Origin of the sequence: Nocardioides okcheonensis (genome assembly GCF_020991065.1) — a bacterium.
In the GTDB taxonomy this organism is placed as follows: Bacteria; Actinomycetota; Actinomycetes; order Propionibacteriales; family Nocardioidaceae; genus Nocardioides; species Nocardioides okcheonensis.
The window spans coordinates 2,688,790-2,707,043 of sequence record NZ_CP087710.1 but is presented as its reverse complement, the minus strand read 5'-3'; the positions used below and the strand labels follow the sequence as shown (position 1 = coordinate 2,707,043).

Below are 18,254 nucleotides of genomic sequence, written 5' to 3'. Positions count from 1 at the left end.
GCGGGCTCGCCCGGTCCACCGTCCCTGCACGACACCACCAGGAGATTGACGTGACCGAGCAGATCACCGACGCCGCGGGCGGCACCGAGGCCGAGCAGGACGCTGCCGCGGCGGCCCGGCCCTCCAAGCTGCAGCGCCTCGAGCACGAGGGTGACATCGCCGCCGACTACCTCGAGGAGCTCCTCGACATCGCCGACCTCGACGGCGACATCGACATGGACGTCGAGGGCGACCGGGCCAGCGTCCAGATCGGCGGCGCCGACCTGAGCCAGCTGGTCGGTCGCGACGGCGAGGTGCTGGAGGCCCTCCAGGAGCTCACCCGGCTGGCGGTCTACCGGGAGACCGGAGAGCGCTCGCGGCTGATGCTGGACGTCGGCGGTCACCGCGCCGAGCAGCGTACGCGTCTGGTGGCGCTGGCCGAGACGTCGATCGCCGAGGTCAAGGAGTCGGGCGAGGCCCTCTCCCTCGAGCCGATGAGCGCCTTCGAGCGCAAGGTCGTCCACGACGCGGTCGCCGCCGCCGGCCTGACATCGGAGTCCGAGGGCGCCGAGCCCAAGCGCCACGTGGTGATCCTGCCTTCGTGAGCGACGACGTTTCACGTGAAACACCCTCCGTGCCCGAGGTGGCGCGGAGGGTGTTCGCGTCCGAGCGCCTGCCGCTCGCCGAGCGCTACACCGCGCTGCTGGCGACCGAGGGGGTCGTACGCGGCCTGATCGGTCCGCGGGAGGCTCCCCGGTTGTGGGAGCGCCACGTGCTCAACTCCGCCGTGATGGCCGAGGCGATCCCCGACGGAGCCTCGGTGTGCGACATCGGCACCGGGGCCGGGCTGCCCGGGCTGGTCCTGGCGATCGCGCGGCCCGACACCCGGGTGACCCTGGTGGAGCCGTTGCTGCGGCGGACGACCTTCCTCGAGGAGGTCGTCGCCGAGCTCTCCCTCGACCACGTCCGCGTCGTCCGGGGGCGGGCGGAGTCGCTGCACGGCGTCGACACCTTCGACGTGGTCACCTCACGCGCGGTCGCCCCGCTCGAGCGGCTGCTCACGTGGTCGATGCCCCTCGTGGCCGCCCACGGGGCGCTGGTGGCGATGAAGGGCCAGAGCGTCACCGACGAGATCGAGGCCGCTGGATCCGTCCTCGCGCAGTACCGGTGCGGCACCCCGGAGGTGAGCGTGGTCGGCGACGGGATCGTCGATCCGCCGACGACCCTGGTGCGGGTGCCGTGGGCGGATCCGTCCCAGATAGGTTGGCCCCTGGCAGGCAGCACGCGTGCGGGTTCGCAGCGCCGGGGTCGGCGTACCGCCCAGCGAAAGGTGAAGTGACGTGACCGACGGTCCGGAGCAGGGTTCGCGCCCGGCCTCCCAGGAACGTGACTCGGAGTTTTCCACCGGTTGGAACACGGGTGCTGAGCGGGAGTCTCCACAGGTTGGGGCAGTTCATCCACAGGCTGGGTCGTCCGCGGAGGTCTCTGGTGGCACGACGCCGGCCGGCGTTTCACGTGAAACCGCTGCGAACGTTTCACGTGAAACCGGCGCCGATGTTCCACGTGAAACCAAGCCGGCCTGGCAGGTGCGTACGGCGGCCGACCTGGCCGCCGGGCACGACGACTTCGAGCACCACAACACGCCGCTCGCGCAGGCCGCGCAGCACTCCGTGCTGGCGCGCACGGGCGGCCTCCGACGCCAGGGCGTCCCGCGCCCCGACGCCACCCGGGTCTTCGTCGTGGCCAACCAGAAGGGCGGCGTCGGCAAGACCACCTCAACCGTCAACGTCGCCGCGGGCCTCGCCCAGCTCGGCCAGAAGGTCCTGGTCATCGACCTCGATCCACAGGGCAACGCCTCCACGGCGCTGAGCATCGACCACCACCGCGGGGTGCCGTCGACCTACGACATGCTCGTCGACGGCCACGCCCTCGCCGACGTGATGACCGAGTGCGGTGACCTGCCCGGGCTCTGGGTGGTCCCGGCCACGATCGACCTGGCCGGCGCCGAGATCGAGCTGGTGAGCGTCGTCGCGCGCGAGCAGCGCCTCGCCCGTGCGATCAACGCCCACCCGCTCGTCGGCAGCGCCGCGGAGGTCGGAGACGACCGGTTCGACTACGTCTTCGTCGACTGCCCGCCTTCCCTCGGCCTGCTCACCCTCAACGCACTGGTCGCCGGACGGGAGATGTTCATTCCGATCCAGGCGGAGTACTACGCGCTGGAGGGGCTGGGCCAGCTGCTCGAGACCGTCGAGATGGTGCGCCAGCACCTCAACCCGCAGCTCGAGGTCTCGACGATCCTGCTGACCATGTACGACGCGCGCACCCGCCTCGCGGCGGGCGTGGCCGAGGAGGTGCGGTCGCACTTCGGGGACCAGGTGCTCCGCACGGCCGTGCCCCGATCGGTGCGCGTGTCGGAGGCGCCGTCCTACGGGCAGACCGTCATGACCTACGATCCTGCGTCGGCAGGCGCGCTCTCCTACCTGGAGGCGGCCCGCGAGATCGCCGGCAGGAGCAGAGGAGCCACCGCATGAGCAGCACCCCGCCGCGTCGAGGCCTGGGCCGAGGGCTCGGTTCGCTCATCCCCACCGGTCCCGCGCCGACGCCGGCCGAGGCGCCCACGTCGGCGACCACCGCGGCCGTCGAGGCGGCAGCCGCGGGTGATCGGACGGCTGGGGGCGCGGCCGGACGGCCGGATGCGGAGCCGGCGACGGTGGCCGGGGCGTACTTCGCCGAGCTGCCGATCGGCCAGGTGCGGCCGAACGCCCGCCAGCCGCGCCAGGTGTTCGAGGAGGAGGCGCTCGCCGAGCTCGTCCACTCGATCCGTGAGGTCGGGCTGCTGCAGCCGGTCGTGGTGCGGCGGACCGGGGACGAGGCCTATGAGCTGATCATGGGTGAGCGGCGCTGGCGTGCGTCGCAGGAGGCGGGACGCGACACGATCCCCGCCATCGTCCGGGAGACCGACGACGACGACATGCTCCGCGACGCGCTGCTGGAGAACCTGCACCGCAGCCAGCTGAACCCGCTCGAGGAGGCGGCCGCATACGGCCAGCTCCTGGAGGACTTCGGCTGCACCCACGACGAGCTCGCGCAGCGCATCGGTCGATCGCGCCCGCAGATCTCGAACACGCTCCGGCTCCTCAAGCTCTCGCCCGCCGTCCAGCGCCGGGTCGCCGCCGGCGTGCTGTCCGCCGGCCACGCCCGCGCGCTGCTCAGCGTCGACGACGACGGCCTGCAGGACCGTCTCGCGGCGCGGGTCACGGCCGAGGGTATCTCGGTGCGGGGCCTCGAGGAGATCGTCTCGATGGGCGTCGAGGAGGCCTCGCCCCGCGTGCAGCGCAAGCGCCCGGTGGCCCCCGGTCTCGAGGACCTCGCCGAGCGGCTCTCGGACCGCCTCGAGACCCGGGTCAGGGTCGACCTCGGCAAGGCCAAGGGGAAGATCACCGTCGAGTTCGCCAGCATGGACGACCTGCGCCGCATCGTCGACGTGATGGACCCGCGCAACCGCAACGACCGCCCGATCTGACCGGGACCGGGCGCCGCCTGCCGGCCTCCAGCACCGCCCCTCGGTCATCTGAGGACGTGGTGCAGCCAAGAGGGGCCGTTCGGGTTGCAGGACGTCCTCAGACAGCGTCGGCTGGCTCTCTCGTGGCCCAGGGGCCGGCGACGTCACAGCCCACCGGTGACGGCGTCTCCTGACGTCGCAGGGCGTCCGTCGGATCTTCGCGAGCCGTCGGGGCGGAGCCGGCGGCGAGCGTCTCGGGCGGCGGGCGAGTCCGACCCCAGATCCTTCCGACGACCAGCTGTCTGAGGACGTGGTGGGACTCGGGGGGTCGTTCTGGTCCCGAGGCGTCCCCAGACAGCCCGGTGTGGCGGTGGTCCGCGGTGGTCGCGCTCCGGCGGCCTCGGGGTGGCTGCGACGGTGTCGCCGGCTCTCGCCGGGCGAGGGACCAGCTGTCTGAGGACGTGGTGCAGCTGGGGACGGCGTTCCGGGCTGCACGGCGTCCTCAGATTACCCGCAGGTGGTGGCCGGGTGATCACGTGCCGGCTGTGCGTGGGCGGTGCCGGGGTCGGCGTTGAGCGGTTGGCGGCGCGCGGGTGTCGGCGTGCGGGTGTCGGCGTGCGGTGCGGACCGCGCCATGGGAGGCCCCGCAGACGAGCTGTCTGAGGACGAGTGGGAACCCAGGAGAGCCCGTCTGGGTCCCAGGGCGTCCTCAGGCAGCGCTGGCGGCTTCGTGGGCGCCGGCTTCCGGAGCTGGTCCGGGCGGTTCCAGTGCCTGCTTCGGTCGGCCGACGGCGGAGCGTGCCGCGGCGGGTGGCCGGGGAGCCATGCCCGGAGGAGCCCCGGTTAGACATCTGGGGACGTGGTGCAGCTGGGGGCGGCGTTCCGGGCTGCAGGGCGTCCTCAGATGACCCGCAGGTGGTGATCCGGTGTTCGACCGCCGGCTGCCGGTGGGCGCTGCGGGGTCGGCGTCGACGGGTTGTCGGCGTTGCAGGTGTGGGCGCGCGGTGCGCGCCTGCCCTTGGAGGCCCCGCAGACGACCCATCCGAGGACGGGTGGGACCCAGGAGAGCCGTTGTGGTCCAGGGCCGTCCTCAGACACCTGCTGGCGGCTTGTCGGACCCGGCGCCGCAGTGGTGGTTCCCGCGGCGGGAGCGTGCCGCGGCAGGTGGTCCGGGAACCATGCCCTGGAAGGCCCGTGCCAGACGTCTGAGGACGTGGTGCAGTCCCGGAGGGCCGTTCGGGCTGCAGGACGTCCTCAGATAGACCGCGGTGGCGGGGTGCGGGCGTCCGTCGAACGCGTAGCGGGGACGGCCCGGAGGTCGTCGCTTGGCCACCGGGGGCTGCGGTGCCGACTGCGACGGTGCCGCAGGCCTGCGGGATGGCGGAGCGGTCCGGTGCGGACCATGCCCGCGGCGGCGCCGACGCCGGCCGCCCGAGGGCGTGACAGGGCCTGGGCGGGCTGGTCAGCCCACGCGCTGGATCAGGACAAATGTCGACAAAGCGACAGATCGACCTGTCGACAAGTCGAGATGTCTACGAGTCGGCCTGTCGCTTCGCACGCTTCTCGGCACGCTTGCGGGCCCGCTCCCGCTTCTCCTCGGCGTCGAGGCGGGCGGCCTCCTCGAGGGTGGGGGCGCTGCCGCCCATCGACGCCGGGACCCACCAGGAGCCCGGCGGCTGCTCGTCGGCCGGGTACTCCGCCACCGTGGTCGCGAGCATGGCGGACATCCGGTCGCGGAGCTCGGCGGTCTCCGCGACGGGGTCGGCGCCCGTGGGGTGCATCGCCTCGCCGACCCGGATCGCGATGGTCGTGCCCCGGGAGAAGTCGCGGGGGTGGTCCTTGGTCATCATCCGCTGGGTGCCCCACAGGATCACGGGCACGAGCGGTACGCCGGCCTCGGCCGCGATGCGTACGGCACCGGTCTTGAGCTCCTTGAGCTCCATCGCCCGCGAGATGGTCGCCTCGGGGAAGATCCCGACGGCCTCCCCCTGGCGCAGGTAGTCGACGGCGGTGTGGAAGCTCGCGACGCCCTCGCCCCGGTCGACCTCGATGTGGTGCAGCGAGCGCATCAGCGGACCCACGTAGCGGTGGTCGAAGAGCTCACGCTTGGCCATGAAGCGGACCAGGCGGCCGGACGGGTTCGCCGCGAAGCCTCCGTAGACGAAGTCCACGTAGCTGATGTGGTTGAAGGCCAGCAGCACGCCGCCGTCCCGCGGGACGTGCTCGGTTCCGGTCATCTGGAAGTTCTGGCCCAGCGCCCGGAACGCCGCCTTGGCCGTGACGATGATCGGGGGGTAGGTCACGTCGCGCATGGCGAGGAGCCTAGGGTCCGGCGAGCCGTGCCCGCGACCCTTCGTGATCAGCGTCGCGTCGCGAGGAAGTCGGCGATCCGGCCGATCGCCTCCTCGAGCACGCTCGCCTCGGGCAGCGTCACGAGCCGGAAGTGGTCGGGGGCGGGCCAGTTGAAGCCCGTGCCGTGGGTGACGAGGATCTTCTTGGCCCGCAGCAGCTCGATCACGAAGTCCTGGTCGTCCTCGATCGGGTAGACCGCGGGGTCGAGGCGCGGGAAGCAGTAGAGCGCGCCGCGCGGCTTCACGTTGGAGACGCCGGGGACCTCGTTGAGCAGCCGGTGGGCCAGCATCGACTGCTCGTAGAACCGGCCGCCGGGACCGATCAGCTCCTCGACCGACTGGTAGCCGCCGAGCGCCGTCTGGATGGCGTGCTGGGCGGGCACGTTGGCGCACATCCGCATGTTGGCGATCAGCGTCAGGCCCTCGAGGAAGTCGGTCGCGAGCTCCTTCGGGCCCGAGACCATCACCCAGCCCGCGCGGTAGCCGCACACCCGGTAGGCCTTGGACAGCCCGGAGAACGTCAGCGTCAGCACGTCGTTGCCGGCGTGGGTCGCCGCGTGGTGGTGGACGGCGTCCTCGAACAGGATCTTCTCGTAGATCTCGTCGGCCATCACGACCAGCTCGTGGCGCCGGGCGATGTCGACGAGCCCCTTCACCGTCTCCTCGCTGTAGACGGCGCCGGTGGGGTTGTTCGGGTTGATGATCACCAGGGCGTGCGTGTTCTCGGTGATCTTCGACTCGATGTCGGCGAGGTCGGGGTTCCAGTCGTCCTCCTCGTCGCACCGGTAGTGCACCGGGATGCCGCCGGCGAGGGTGACCGCCCCGGTCCACAGCGGGTAGTCGGGCGAGGGGACGAGGATCTCGTTGCCGTCGTCGACGAACGCCTGGAGCACCATCGAGATCAGCTCGGACACGCCGTTGCCGATGAAGACGTCCTCCACGCCCACGTCACGCAACCCTCGCGACTGGTAGTAGTGCATGACGGCCGTGCGCGCCGACCAGATCCCCTGCGAGTCCGCGTAGCCCTGGGCCTGCGGGAGGTGGTGCATCATGTCCGCGAGGATCTGCTCGGGGGCCTCGAAGCCGAACGGTGCGGTGTTGCCGATGTTGAGCTTGAGGATCCGGTGCCCCTCTGCCTCGAGCCGCTGGGCCTCGACGAGGATCGGTCCGCGCACGTCGTAGCGGACTCCCTGCAGCTTCTTGCTCTGTCGGATCGGGCGCACACCCCATCCTCTCAGGCGCTGCGTCCCGCTAGCATCGACGTGTGTCCCGCAAGACCGCGCGCCTGACGGTCGACCACCTCGCGGAGCTGGCCGACCCGGTCCGGTCGTGCCTGTTCTGGGAGCTCGGGCCGGTCGACCGGGCACGGCTCGACGTCGCGGAGCGCACCGCCCAGAAGGAGCAGTGGCTCTCCGAGGTGCTGCGCGACTGGGGATCGTGCGGACGCGTGGTCCGCGTCGACGGCCGCACCGTCGGGCACATCGTGTACGCCCCCGCCTCCCGGCTGCCGGGGGCCGCGACACTCCCGACCGCGCCGACCTCGCCCGACGCGGTGCTGGCCGCGACCGCCTGGGTCGACCCCGCGTGGCGCCGCGGCGGTCTCGGGCGGCTGCTGGTGCAGGCGATGGCCGCGGACCTCGTGCCGCGCGGCCACACCGCGATCGAGGCGTACGGCGACACCCGCGGCCGCCCGGACGGGTGCGTGCTGCCGGCGGAGTTCTGGGGGAGCGTGGGGTTCAAGACCCAGCGCGCGCACCCCACGACGCCGCGGGTGCGGATGGAGCTGCGCACCGCGCTCAGCTGGAAGGACGAGGTCGAGGCGGCGCTGGAGCGGGTGTGGGGCGCGGTGCGGCCCACGCAGAAGGCGACCCGCCCGATCGGATCGGTGCGGGCCGCCTCGAGCGACTAGCGGGCCTGGGAGACTTCGACGCGTCCGTCGCGGCTTCGTTCCTCAGCCGCGGGACTTGCTCAATCTGGCCGAGCCCACGCTGGCCGCTCGTTCCTCGCGGCCAGCTGCTCGTCTCAGATGATGCCCTCGAGCTCCTTGAGCAGCGCAGCCTTGGGCTTGGCGCCCACGATGGACTTCACGACCTCGCCGCCCTGGTAGACGTTGATGGTCGGGATGCCGGTCACGCGGTAGGAGGACGGCGTGACGGGGTTCTCGTCGACGTTCATCTTGAGGAACGTCAGCTTCTCGCCGTGCTCCTTGTTGAGCTCGTCGAGGATCGGGGCGACCTGGCGGCACGGGCCGCACCACTCAGCCCAGAAGTCCACCAGGACGGGCTTGTCGGACTTGAGGACCTGCGCCTCGAACTCGGCGTCGGTCACGGCGGCGATGTCGGCCACTGCACTTGCCCCTTTCATCGGAAGTGTCGGGTTGCCGCGGGAGCGGCGACGTCCTAGTCAACACCGCCCCGGGGACATCTGTTCCCCGCCGCGGTGGCCGGCTCAGGCGCCGGCGGTCTGCACCTGCTCCTCGATCGCCTCGACCGTCGCGGCGGCGTCGCCGGCGGTGGAGGCCTCGTGGTCGAGGGCGGCGATGAAGCGCTCCGCGTCGAGGGCGGCCGCGCAGCCGGTGCCGGCGGCGGTGATCGCCTGGCGGTAGTGGTGGTCGACCAGGTCGCCCGCGGCGAAGACACCGGGCAGGTTGGTCTTGGTGGAGGGGTGCTCGACGAGGACGTAGCCGTCGTCGTCGAGGTCGACCTGGCCGGTGAGCAGCTCCGAGCGCGGGTCGTGGCCGATCGCGATGAACAGGCCGGTCACGTCGAGGCCGCGCTCCTCGCCGGTGACGGTGTCGCGCAGCGTGATCGACTCGAGCTTGTCGGCGCCGTTGATCTCGGCGACCTCGGCGTTCCAGACCATCTCGAGCTTGGGGTCGGCGAAGGCGCGCTCCTGCATGATCTTGGAGGCGCGCAGCTCGTCGCGGCGGTGGATCAGGTAGACCTTCGAGGCGAAGCGGGTCAGGAACGTCGCCTCCTCGATGGCGGAGTCGCCGCCACCGACCACGGCGATGGCCTGCTCGCGGAAGAAGAAGCCGTCGCAGGTCGCGCACCACGAGACGCCGCGCCCGGACAGCTCGTCCTCGCGGGGCAGGCCGAGCTTGCGGTAGCCCGAGCCGGTGGACAGGATCACCGAGCGTGCGGTGTAGGTGTCGGTGGCGGTCTTCACGACCTTGACGTCGCCGGTGAGGTCGACCTCGACCACGTCGTCGGCGATCAGCTCGGCGCCGAACCGCTCGGCCTGGGCGCGCATCTCGTCCATCAAGGCCGGACCCATGATGCCGTCGCGGAAGCCGGGGAAGTTCTCGACCTCGGTGGTGTTCATCAGCGCGCCGCCGGCGGTGACGGAGCCCTCGAAGACCAGCGGCTGCAGCGCCGCGCGGGCCGCGTAGACGGCTGCGGTGTAGCCCGAGGGCCCCGAGCCGATGATGATGACGTTGCGCGTCTCGGTGCTCATGAGAACTGGTTGCTCCTGGCTGTGCTCGGTGGTGTGCGTACGACGGTGTCAACCGATCGTAGGCCAGCGTTCTTCCCGGCGCGGCCGACGCCTCAGGGAGCCGGGAGGGTGACGGTGCGCACAGGCTCCGGGGTGCCGCAGACGTAGACCACGGCGTCCTGGTCGGCGCCGGCCGGGGCGCGGTAGACGACGAGGCCCACCTGGCCGTCGACCTCGACGGGGAGGCGTCGACCGGGACCGGTGGCCGTGGTGCGGCACGCGCTGGCCGCCTGGAGCTGGTCGAGCGCGGCCGGACCCCGCGCCGCGCCGGATCGCAGGGCCAGCAGCCGATCGCGGAGCCCCGCGTCGGCGCTCGACAGGCCGGGGAGCCCGGACTGGGGCGTGATCTCGCGCTTGGTCTCGGCCGAGCCCAGCTCCTCGTCGCCGTCGGAGGGGCCCGCCTCCGCGCCGAAGGAGTCCTGCTGGGAGGACGTGGCCCCCGGCTCGCCGCCGCCCTCGGCGGAGGAGGCCGAGTCGCCGCCCGAGTCGTCGGAGCCGCCCCCGGTGGGGAGGACCTGGCCGACCGCGACGCCGGCGACCACGACGGCCGCGGCGGCGACGAGCAGGCCCGCGCCGGCGCGCCGACGACGGCGCGCGGCCAGGTCGACGACGGAGGCCGCCGGGCTGCGGTCGTCGGCCGGTGTCGGCTCGGCGGACGGCGTCGCCCGCTCGGCGACCAGGCCGGCGAGCGCCTCGTCGAGGCGGGCGACGACCTCGGGAGGCGTGGCGTCGCGGTGGCGGGCGTCGGCCAGCATCCGGCGTACGGCGTCGTGCTCGGGCGGCAGGTCGGGTGCGTCGGTCATCGGGTCACCTCCTCGGGGCGCGCGTGGATGGTCGGGGGTCGGGGTGCTCAGGGCGCCGGCGGGCCTCGCGGGCGCACCGTGGTTGGGACGGGCCCGTCCGGCGGAGGGTTCCCGTGAGGCACCTCACCCGGGGGTCGGTGCAGGTCGACCAGCAGGGCGGCGAGCCTGGACCGGCCCCGGGAGCAGCGGGACTTCACGGTGCCCTCCGCACAGCCGAGCATCTCGGCCACCTCGGCGACGGGGTAGCCCTCCATGTCGACCAGCACCAGCGCGGCGCGCTGGTCGGGCGGCAGGGTGGCGAGCGCGTCGAGCACCCGCTGCCGGCGCTCCGCGGCCTCCGCGGCCGCGTCCGGCTCGTCGTCGTGCTCGGCGGTCGCGACCAGCGATCCGCGGTCCTCGACGTCGTCGGGGAGCGCCTCGAGACGGCGGATCTTCGCCGCGCGGATCCGGTCGAGGCACGCGTTGACGACGACCCGGTGCAGCCACGTCGTGACGGCGGCCTCGCCACGGTAGGAGCCGGCGCGCCGGAAGGCCGCGATCATGCCGTCCTGGAGGCCGTCGGCAGCGTCCTCGGGGTTGCCCATGGTGCGCAGCGCGACGGCCCACAGCCGGTCGCGGTGGCGGGCGAACAGCTCGCCGAAGGCGTCTGCGTCACCGTCGACGTGGGCCCGGAGCAGGTCCTGGTCGGAGCGTCCGGGGGTCTGGTCGTCGCTCACCCGAGCACCTGCACCTCGGAGATCGTGCCGCGGAAGCCGTCGCCCGTCTCGGGCAACACCGTGAGCCACACGGTCACGTAGCGCCCGGAGACCGCCTCGGACAGGTCGACGGCCAGCTCGCCGGTGCCCGACGCCGTGCCCACGGGGCTCAGGTCGGCGACGGCCGTCGGGGCCTCGCTGGTGACGTAGGCCGCGAACGCGGTCTGCCCGCCCTCGGTGGTGACCACCACGCGTCGTACGTCCTTGGCGGCACCGAGGTCGACGACCAGGCCCACGCCGGTCTTGAGGCCGCCGGGGCCGAAGTTCTGCCGGTAGGTGGAGGTGGTCCACGTGGTCGCGGGGTCGCCGTCGACGACGTTCGGGACAGACTCCGGGTTCTCCTCGCGGGGCTCGGAGCCCTGCGGGTCGAAGTCGTCGGCGACGAGGCCGGTGAACGGCGTCGGCGCCGCGGCGCTCGGCGAGGTCGAGGTGGTCGGGTCGTCCGTGGCGTCGTCGATCGCGGCGGGCAGGCCGAGCTGGTAGGCCGCCACGGCCGCGACCGCGACGACGGCCAGCACGGCGACCACCAGGGCCAGCCGGAACCAGCTGCGGCCCGGCACCTGGTCGCCGGTGTCCTGCAGGCCGTCGCCGGTGCCCCAGCGGTCGTCGGACCACGAGCCGGTGCCCCAGCCCCCGGTGTCGCGCGAGACGGGGCGCACGCCGGAGTCCGGGCCCGGCGAGGAGGCGTCCCACGGCCAGTAGTCCGGGCCCGCCGACGCGGCCCGGCTCCCGGGACGGGGACGGCGGACGGGCTCTCCCTCCGGGGGGTCGGGGGCGAACAGCGGCTTGGGCGCGGGCTCGTCGAGCGGCGGCGGCGGAGCCGGCCTGTCGGTGCGCGCGCGCAGCCAGTCGACCTCGTCGTCGTCGTGGAACACCGGCATCCCGGCCTGGGTGGGCAGGTCGGTCGACGACACGTCGCCGGTGGCCGGCGCCTCGAGCGGCTCCGCGGGGGTGACGGGCGTCGTGGGCGGGGTCGTGGACCCGATCGCCTCGGTCGGGTCCGCCGGCTCGCCCTCCGCGGCGGGCGTGACGGGCGGCGTGACCGCGGTCGCGTCGGCGTCCGGGGTGGCCGGCCGGAGGCGGGTGCGGCGGGACGCCGGGGACGCCGGGGGTCGGGTGCCGGCGACCGGGACGTGGGTGCCGGTCAGCTCACCGACGTAGTCGGCCAGCAGGTCGCGCACGGCCCGGGCGCTGAGGTCGGAGGCCGCCGCCGACGAGTGCTGCGGGGCGAGCACCTGGTCGCACAGCGCGTCGAGGACGCGTGGGATGCCGGCGCGGACCCGGCGCGGGCGCAGGACGGTGCCGTGCGCCTCCGGGGCGGGCGGGAGCGTCGACTGCGAGACGCCGGCCCAGCGGCCGGTGAGGGCGGCGTAGAGCAGGCCGACCAGGTCGATCTCGTCGACCCCGGTGCGGCCGGGGCCGAGGCCGCGCAGGGCGGCGTCGACGCCGAAGCCGATGATCCGGACCTGGCCGTGCTGGTCGACGAGCACGTTCTCCGGGGCGAGCCGGCCGTGGGCGAGCCCCTGGGCGTGCGCCTCGGCGATGCTGTCGGCCACCTCGGCGACCAGCCACGCGGCCCGGCGGGGCGGCAGGGGGCCCTCGCGGGTGAGCAGGACGTCGAGGGAGTCGCCCTGGCCCCACTCGTTGACGACGTAGCAGCGCCCGTCGGCGACCTCCGCGTCGAGCACGCGCAGCAGTCGGCGGTCGATGACGGGTCCGGCGCGGCGGGCGGCCTCGAGCAGCGGCTCGGCGCGCTCGTCGTCGGCGGCGAGGACGTGGACCGCGACGGCGCGGTGCAGGACGCGGTCGTAGGCACGCCAGAAACGGCCGGTGCCGTTCTCGGCGAGCAGGTCGTCGAGCCGGTAGCGGTCGGCGAGGACGTCTCCGGCCTGCATCGACCTCACCTCCTCACCTCGTTCCGCTCGACCCCACCCCGGAGGTTCATCGTAGGGAACCTCAGCGACGACGCACCCTCGCCGCGACGGTGTCGACCAGACTCGTGACCTCCCGCACGTGGAGCAGCCGGGCCCCGGCCAGCACGACCACCATCCCGGCGGCCGCGCTCGCCCCGCCCCGCACCAGGGACAGCAGCGGGCCGGGGGACGCGCCGAAGCCGGCGAGCGAGCGCTCCACCAGCCACGCGACCACGCCGGCCACCAGCAGCACCAGCGCCATGCGGACCAGGAACCGCACCAGCTGCGGCGTCTGGAGGCCACCGACGGTGCGGCGGAGCACCACGAAGCTCACCACGGCACCCACGACGTAGGACGCGAGGTAGGCCACCACGAGCAGCGGCGCGGTGTCGTCCGGCGACCCCAGCGGCACCAGCACGCTGGCGACGACGACGTTGGTGGCCGACACCGCGACCTGGATGAGGAAGACCAGCCGGGTGCGCTCCATCGCGTAGAAGCCGCGGAGCATGAAGTAGTGGACGGTGAAGAAGACGAGGGCGGGCCCGAAGACGGCGAGCGTGGGGGCGAACCGGGCGGCCTGGTCCGCGTCGACCCAGCTGAAGGCGACGCTCGCGACGTCGACGGCGGTGATCGGCAGCAGCACCGCGAACGGCAGCACGAGCGCGAGCGCGGTGCGCAGGGTGGAGCCGACCGTGCTGCCGAGGTCGGCGAGCCGGCCCTCGTGGGCGTACGTCGACAGCCGCGGGAGGATCGCGGTCGCCAGCGAGACGGTGATGATCGCGTGCGGCACCATCATGATCAGCAGGCTGTTGGAGTAGACGACGAAGCCGGTGCCGCCCTCGGCGCTGCCGCCGGAGGCGAGCTGGACCACCCGCAGGTAGGCCAGCTGGGTGACCACGACGAACAGCACGGTCCACTTGCCGAGGCTCAGCGTGTGCCGCAGCTCGGGGTCGCGGAAGTCGAAGCGCGGACGGTAGAGGAAGCCCGAGGACCGCAGGTAGGGCACGAGCACCGCGAGCTGGGCGACGATGCCGAGCGTCGAGCCGAGGCCGAGCAGGGTCTCGGCGCCGGTCCCAAGGGCGTCCTGCGCGGCGCTCGAGCCGGTCGGGCCGAACACCAGCAGGTAGGCCAGCAGGACCGCGACCGCGATCAGGTTGTTGGCGATCGGCGCCCACATCATCGGGCCGAACCGGCCGCGGGCGTTGAGGACCTGCCCGACCAGCACGTACATGCCGTAGAAGAACACCTGCGGCAGGCACCACCGGGTCAGGTCGACGATGGACTCCAGCTGGGCCTCGAGCTCGGGGCCGTAGAACGACGCGTCGAGGTAGAGCCGCAGCACCAGCGGCGCGGCCAGGGCCAGGAGGAGCGTGACGGAGCCGAGGAAGAGCGCCGAGAGCGTGATGACCCGGCTCGCGTAGGCGTCGCCACCGTCCGGGTCCTCGGTGATCCGGCGGACCAGCTGGGGCACGAGGACGGCGTTGAAGATGCCCCCGGCCAGCAGGATGTAGACCATGTTGGGCAGCGTGTTGGCGATCGCGAAGAGGTCACCGCGCACGCCCGACCCGAGCGCCACCACGAGCAGTCCCGCACGGACGTAGCCGGACGCGCGGGACACCACCGTGCCCGCGGCCATGACGGCCGAGGAGGCCAGCACCTTCTGGTCGCTCACACCTGTCCCATCGCGGCGTCGGAGGGGTTGCCCGGGGCCGGCTCCGGGTCGGGCTCGGCGGCCGCGCGGTGCTCGCTGGCCCTGAGCTCGGCACGACGGGCACGGATCTGGCCGGGCAGCCGGTAGCCGATCATCCCGAACAGCACGAGGGCACCCGCGGCCATGACGATCCAGATCAGCGCGCTGACCCGGGCCGCGCGGATCGGCAGCTCGTCCGCCGAGCCGAGCGGGACGCCGTCGACGCTCGTGACCCGCAGCCGCACCAGGTGGATGCCGGCCTGGCCGGTGGTGGCCGTGAACCGCACCACGCTGCGGGCCCGGGGACCGAGGTCGCGCACGCTGTCGCCGGTGAGGGTCAGCTCGCCGTCCGTGGTGATGCCGATCCCCACCGACACCGGCTGGTCGAGGCCGTTGACCAGCGTGGCGCCGAGGCCGCCCGAGTCGCCGGAGAGCGTGACCCGGGTGGGTGCCTCGATGGTGATCAGGCCGAGGTCGGAGCGCAGCGCGTCGTCGACCCGGGCGGCGGCCGCGCGGGCTCCGCGCGGGCGCTGGCGGTGCTGCTCGGAGAGCGTGACGAGCACCTCGTCGCCCACCTGCTGCCCGAGCCGGGTCTGCAGGGTGAGGACCTGCTCGAGGAGCGCGGCGGACTCGTCGGCGCGGTCGGCGGCCGCGAAGCCCGGCGCCGGGAGCTCGGCCTCCACGTCGAGGGTCTCGTAGGCGAGGTTCGCCGCGTTCACGCCGGTGGCCCGGCGCGCCGCGATCCAGGTCGCCGGGACCGTGTCGAGCCACGGCTGCTCGAGGCCGTCGAAGAACGACTCGGCGTCCTGCTCGCGCCACGTCGTCGGCAGCGTCACGACCAGCGGCGCCTGCTCGTCGCGGGCGATCCGCAGCGCGGCCTCGCTCAGCACCCGCTGGCGCAGGGCCAGGGGGTCGGTGGGGTCCGTCGGGCCGGGCCCGCCGGACTCGGCGCCGGTGCTGGTCAGCAGCGCCTCGTGGCCGAGCAGCCGGACCACCGAGGTGGTGGTGCTCGGCGGGACGGCGAACGCGCTGTCGCCCAGGATCAGCTGGACGTCCTCGGGGGTGGCCGCGATCGCCTCGGGGCTCAGCCGTCCGCCCGCCGGGGCGACCGCGAGGTCGGCCGGGACCTGCAGGCTCGCCATCGCCTCGGCGCTCCGGGCCAGCGCCTGGGTGTAGCGCTCGGGTGCCTGGCGCACCGCCGCGGAGACGTCGAGGTCGCCGAAGGGCAGCGCGAGCACGCTGCCCGAGCCGACCAGCGTGCGGAAGCGGGTGAGCCACGCGGACGCCGCCTCGGCGAGCGCGGCGTCCTCCGGGTCGACCTGGCCGCCGGGCGGCACCGCCGGGTCGAGGGCGACGGGCGCGGGCTCCTCCGACTCCGACGGGCTCGGCTCCTCGGTCGGCTCCTGGCCGGGGACCGTCGGGTCCGGGGCGAGCGAGCGCTCCGGGTTGCCGAGCGAGAGCCGGGTGATCGCGAGCAGCACGGCGGGGTCGACGAGCCAGGTGTACGGCGTGGTGCCGGCGGCGTCGGCGGTGTCGAGGACGCCCGACAGCGTGCCGCCGTCGGAGAGCCGGCGCAGCCAGCGCTCGGTCCCGCCGATCCGGCCGTCCGCGTCGTACCAGACCCGGTTGCGCACGGGCAGCACGAAGGAGGCGTCGAGGTTGCCGTCGCCGCGCGGGAGGACGGGGATGAAGGTGCGGGCCCGGCCGTCGGCGACCAGGTCGCGCGGCACCGCGCCGTCGCCGAGCGCGTGAACCCCGATCCAGTAGACGCCCGCCTCGTCGGGGATGCCGAGCAGGTCGACCGGCACGGAGTCGGTGAACGGCGCGGTCTCACCGGGCGCGAGGGTGTCGATCGTGTCGAAGGTCCCCGGGACGGTCACCCGGGGGCCGACGTCGGCGGAGGCCGGGATGGCGGCGGCGTTGGTCAGGGAGTCCAGGATCGGGCTCTGCGAGGCGAACGCGTGCATGTTGACCCGGGTGAAGGTGTCGTCGCTCGTGTTGGTGACGGTGCCGCTGATCCGGATGTCGCCGCGGCGCGGGACCGTCGGGTCGATCTCGTCGAGGTGGACGACGAGGGGCTCGGCCTCCTCGGCGGCGGCCGCGGGCGGTGGCGTCGAGACGCCCGTCGCGACCACGCCCAGCGCCGCCAGTCCCGCCAGGGCAGCACGGAGGACGGACGGGCGGGGCACGGACGAACTCTAGATGACCGGTGGGGACCCGTTCCGGGTGACGCGCACGCCCCGGCGCCCCGTCACCGGCCGGGCGACCGCGCTCGGATGAGGGCGCCCGCCGATCTCCCCCTAGACTTGGCCGCCGTGTCCGACGTCGCCTCGCCCCCGCTCACGATCGTGGAGATCCAGCACCGTGTCGGCGCCGAGCTGGACCGGATCGGGTCGGTGATCGACGAGCTCGGCACCCGCTTCGCCGACGCGGGCGAGGAGCTCGCCCTGGTCGGCGGCCCGGTGCGGGACGCGATGCTCGGCCGGCTGCAGAACGACCTCGACTTCACCACCTCCGCGCACCCCGACGTCACGGAGCAGCTGGTCTCCGGGTGGGCCGACGCGGTGTGGGACATGGGTCGCGCGTTCGGCACGATCGGCTGCCGCAAGGGGCCGTGGCAGGTCGAGATCACGACCTACCGCTCGGAGAGCTACGACCCCTCGTCCCGCAAGCCCGACGTCGACTTCGGCGACAGCCTCGAGGGCGACCTCGGCCGCCGTGACTTCAGCGTGAACTCGATGGCCGTGCGCGTGCCGGGCCGCGAGTTCGTCGACCCGTTCGGCGGCGTGGTCGACCTCGCCGAGCGGGTGCTGCGCACTCCCGGCACCCCCGAGGACTCGTTCTCCGACGACCCGCTGCGGATGATGCGCGCCGCCCGCTTCGCCGCCCAGCTCGGCTTCGACGTCGCGCCCGAGGTGGTCGCCGCGATGACCGAGATGGCCGGGCGGATCGACATCATCTCCGCCGAGCGGGTGCGCGACGAGCTGGTCAAGCTGGTCTGCGCGCCGCACCCGCGCCGCGGCCTGACCCTCCTCGTCGAGACCGGGCTCGCCGAGCACGTGCTGCCCGAGCTGCCGGCGCTGGCGCTCGAGCGCGACGAGCACCACCGGCACAAGGACGTCTACGAGCACACCCTCACCGTGCTGGAGCAGTCCATCGACCTCGAGCACCGCCTCGGCGGCGGTCCCGACTTCGTGAGCCGGTTCGCGGCGCTCATGCACGACGTCGGCAAGCCCCGCACGCGCCGGTTCGAGACCGGAGGCGTGGTCACCTTCCACCACCACGACGTCGTCGGCGCCAAGCTCACCCGCAAGCGGATGCAGGCGCTGCGCTTCTCCAACCACGACATCGACGCCGTCGCGCGCCTCGTCGAGCTGCACCTGCGCTTCCACGGCTACGGCTCGGGGGAGTGGACCGACAGCGCGGTGCGTCGCTACGTCCGCGACGCAGGCGACCAGCTCGAGCGGCTGCACATCCTCACCCGCGCCGACTGCACCACCCGCAACCAGCGCAAGGCCGACCGGCTGCGCCGGACGTACGACTCGCTCGAGGAGCGGATCGCGCGGCTCTCCGAGGAGGAGGAGCTCGCCGCGGTCCGGCCCGACCTCGACGGCAACCAGATCATGGGGCTGCTCGGCATCGGACCGGGCCGCGAGGTCGGCGAGGCCTACCGGTTCCTGCTCGACCTGCGCCTCGACGAGGGGCCGAAGACGCCCGAGCAGGCGGAGGCGGCGCTGCGGGAGTGGTGGGCCGCTCGCTGAGCGGC

General features: G+C 73.6%; 15 protein-coding genes. 6 read left to right on the top strand and 9 right to left on the bottom strand.

Features of this window, described 5'->3' with window-relative positions; all coding sequences use genetic code 11:
* The first annotated feature begins 50 nt into the window (after nt 1-50).
* The 4 genes from LN652_RS13115 to LN652_RS13100 all read left to right on the top strand — a co-directional run bounded on the left by LN652_RS13115 (nt 51) and on the right by LN652_RS13100 (nt 3,502).
* On the top strand, nt 51-584 hold the full coding sequence (locus LN652_RS13115) for a Jag family protein (protein WP_456238062.1): 534 nt from the start codon (nt 51-53) through the stop codon (nt 582-584).
* Complete coding sequence (gene rsmG / locus LN652_RS13110) at nt 581-1,318, top strand: 16S rRNA (guanine(527)-N(7))-methyltransferase RsmG (protein WP_230441077.1); 738 nt, start codon at nt 581-583, stop codon at nt 1,316-1,318. Before LN652_RS13115 ends, rsmG begins: the two co-directional genes overlap by 4 nt.
* A 247-nt stretch (nt 1,319-1,565) precedes the next feature.
* Nucleotides 1,566-2,510 carry a ParA family protein gene (locus LN652_RS13105; protein ID WP_329958430.1) on the top strand — a complete coding sequence of 315 codons (945 nt, stop codon included), beginning with the start codon at nt 1,566-1,568 and terminating at the stop codon, nt 2,508-2,510.
* Entirely contained in the window at nt 2,507-3,502 is a 996-nt protein-coding gene (locus tag LN652_RS13100; RefSeq protein ID WP_230441076.1) for a ParB/RepB/Spo0J family partition protein, read from the top strand. The genes LN652_RS13105 and LN652_RS13100 overlap by 4 nt, the downstream gene beginning before the upstream one ends.
* 1,511 nt (nt 3,503-5,013) lie before the next feature.
* Here LN652_RS13100 and LN652_RS13095 read toward each other — a convergent pair.
* Together LN652_RS13095 and LN652_RS13090 are read right to left on the bottom strand one after the other, a co-directional pair.
* Nucleotides 5,014-5,793, bottom strand: a complete 780-nt coding sequence (locus LN652_RS13095; RefSeq protein ID WP_230441075.1) for a lysophospholipid acyltransferase family protein — start codon at nt 5,791-5,793, stop codon at nt 5,014-5,016.
* 47 nt (nt 5,794-5,840) lie between these two features.
* Nucleotides 5,841-7,055: a pyridoxal phosphate-dependent aminotransferase gene (locus LN652_RS13090; RefSeq protein ID WP_230441074.1), complete on the bottom strand. Its 1,215-nt coding sequence runs from the start codon at nt 7,053-7,055 to the stop codon at nt 5,841-5,843.
* A gap of 41 nt (nt 7,056-7,096) precedes the next feature.
* On the opposite strand from LN652_RS13090, the gene LN652_RS13085 reads away from it, so the two are divergent.
* Entirely contained in the window at nt 7,097-7,741 is a 645-nt protein-coding gene (locus tag LN652_RS13085; protein ID WP_230441073.1) for a GNAT family N-acetyltransferase, read from the top strand.
* 113 nt (nt 7,742-7,854) lie between these two features.
* On the opposite strand, the gene trxA is transcribed toward LN652_RS13085, so the two are convergent.
* From trxA to LN652_RS13050, 7 genes are all read right to left on the bottom strand, one after another.
* Nucleotides 7,855-8,178, bottom strand: a complete 324-nt coding sequence (trxA, locus tag LN652_RS13080) for a thioredoxin (protein ID WP_211734528.1) — start codon at nt 8,176-8,178, stop codon at nt 7,855-7,857.
* Between the two features lie 102 nt (nt 8,179-8,280).
* Complete coding sequence (trxB, locus tag LN652_RS13075) at nt 8,281-9,288, bottom strand: thioredoxin-disulfide reductase (protein WP_230441072.1); 1,008 nt, start codon at nt 9,286-9,288, stop codon at nt 8,281-8,283.
* A 92-nt stretch (nt 9,289-9,380) separates the two neighbouring features.
* A complete protein-coding gene (locus tag LN652_RS13070; RefSeq protein WP_230441071.1) occupies nt 9,381-10,130 on the bottom strand; it encodes a hypothetical protein in 750 nt (249 codons plus the stop codon).
* Between the two features lie 47 nt (nt 10,131-10,177).
* Nucleotides 10,178-10,846, bottom strand: a complete 669-nt coding sequence (gene sigM / locus LN652_RS13065; protein ID WP_230441070.1) for an RNA polymerase sigma factor SigM — start codon at nt 10,844-10,846, stop codon at nt 10,178-10,180.
* Nucleotides 10,843-12,780 (bottom strand): protein kinase family protein, encoded by a 1,938-nt coding sequence (locus tag LN652_RS13060; RefSeq protein WP_230441069.1) that lies wholly within the window; start codon nt 12,778-12,780, stop codon nt 10,843-10,845. The genes sigM and LN652_RS13060 overlap by 4 nt, the downstream gene beginning before the upstream one ends.
* Nucleotides 12,781-12,841: 61 nt before the next feature.
* On the bottom strand, nt 12,842-14,470 hold the full coding sequence (murJ, locus tag LN652_RS13055; protein WP_230441068.1) for a murein biosynthesis integral membrane protein MurJ: 1,629 nt from the start codon (nt 14,468-14,470) through the stop codon (nt 12,842-12,844).
* Nucleotides 14,467-16,677 (bottom strand): DUF6049 family protein, encoded by a 2,211-nt coding sequence (locus LN652_RS13050; RefSeq protein ID WP_230441067.1) that lies wholly within the window; start codon nt 16,675-16,677, stop codon nt 14,467-14,469. The genes murJ and LN652_RS13050 overlap by 4 nt, the downstream gene beginning before the upstream one ends.
* Nucleotides 16,678-16,803: 126 nt before the next feature.
* Between LN652_RS13050 and LN652_RS13045 the strand changes: the two genes are divergently transcribed.
* Nucleotides 16,804-18,249, top strand: a complete 1,446-nt coding sequence (locus LN652_RS13045) for a CCA tRNA nucleotidyltransferase (RefSeq protein WP_230441066.1) — start codon at nt 16,804-16,806, stop codon at nt 18,247-18,249.
* Nucleotides 18,250-18,254: the final 5 nt, after the last annotated feature.

Bases quoted from the DNA above. Each gene is read 5' to 3' on its own strand.
- LN652_RS13100 (WP_230441076.1), top strand. From the start codon at position 2,507: ATGAGCAGCACCCCGCCGCGTCGAGGCCTGGGCCGAGGGCTCGGTTCG.
- LN652_RS13095 (WP_230441075.1), bottom strand. From the start codon at position 5,793: ATGCGCGACGTGACCTACCCCCCGATCATCGTCACGGCCAAGGCGGCG.
- trxB (WP_230441072.1), bottom strand. From the start codon at position 9,288: ATGAGCACCGAGACGCGCAACGTCATCATCATCGGCTCGGGGCCCTCG.
- LN652_RS13070 (WP_230441071.1), bottom strand. From the start codon at position 10,130: ATGACCGACGCACCCGACCTGCCGCCCGAGCACGACGCCGTACGCCGG.
- LN652_RS13060 (WP_230441069.1), bottom strand. From the start codon at position 12,780: ATGCAGGCCGGAGACGTCCTCGCCGACCGCTACCGGCTCGACGACCTG.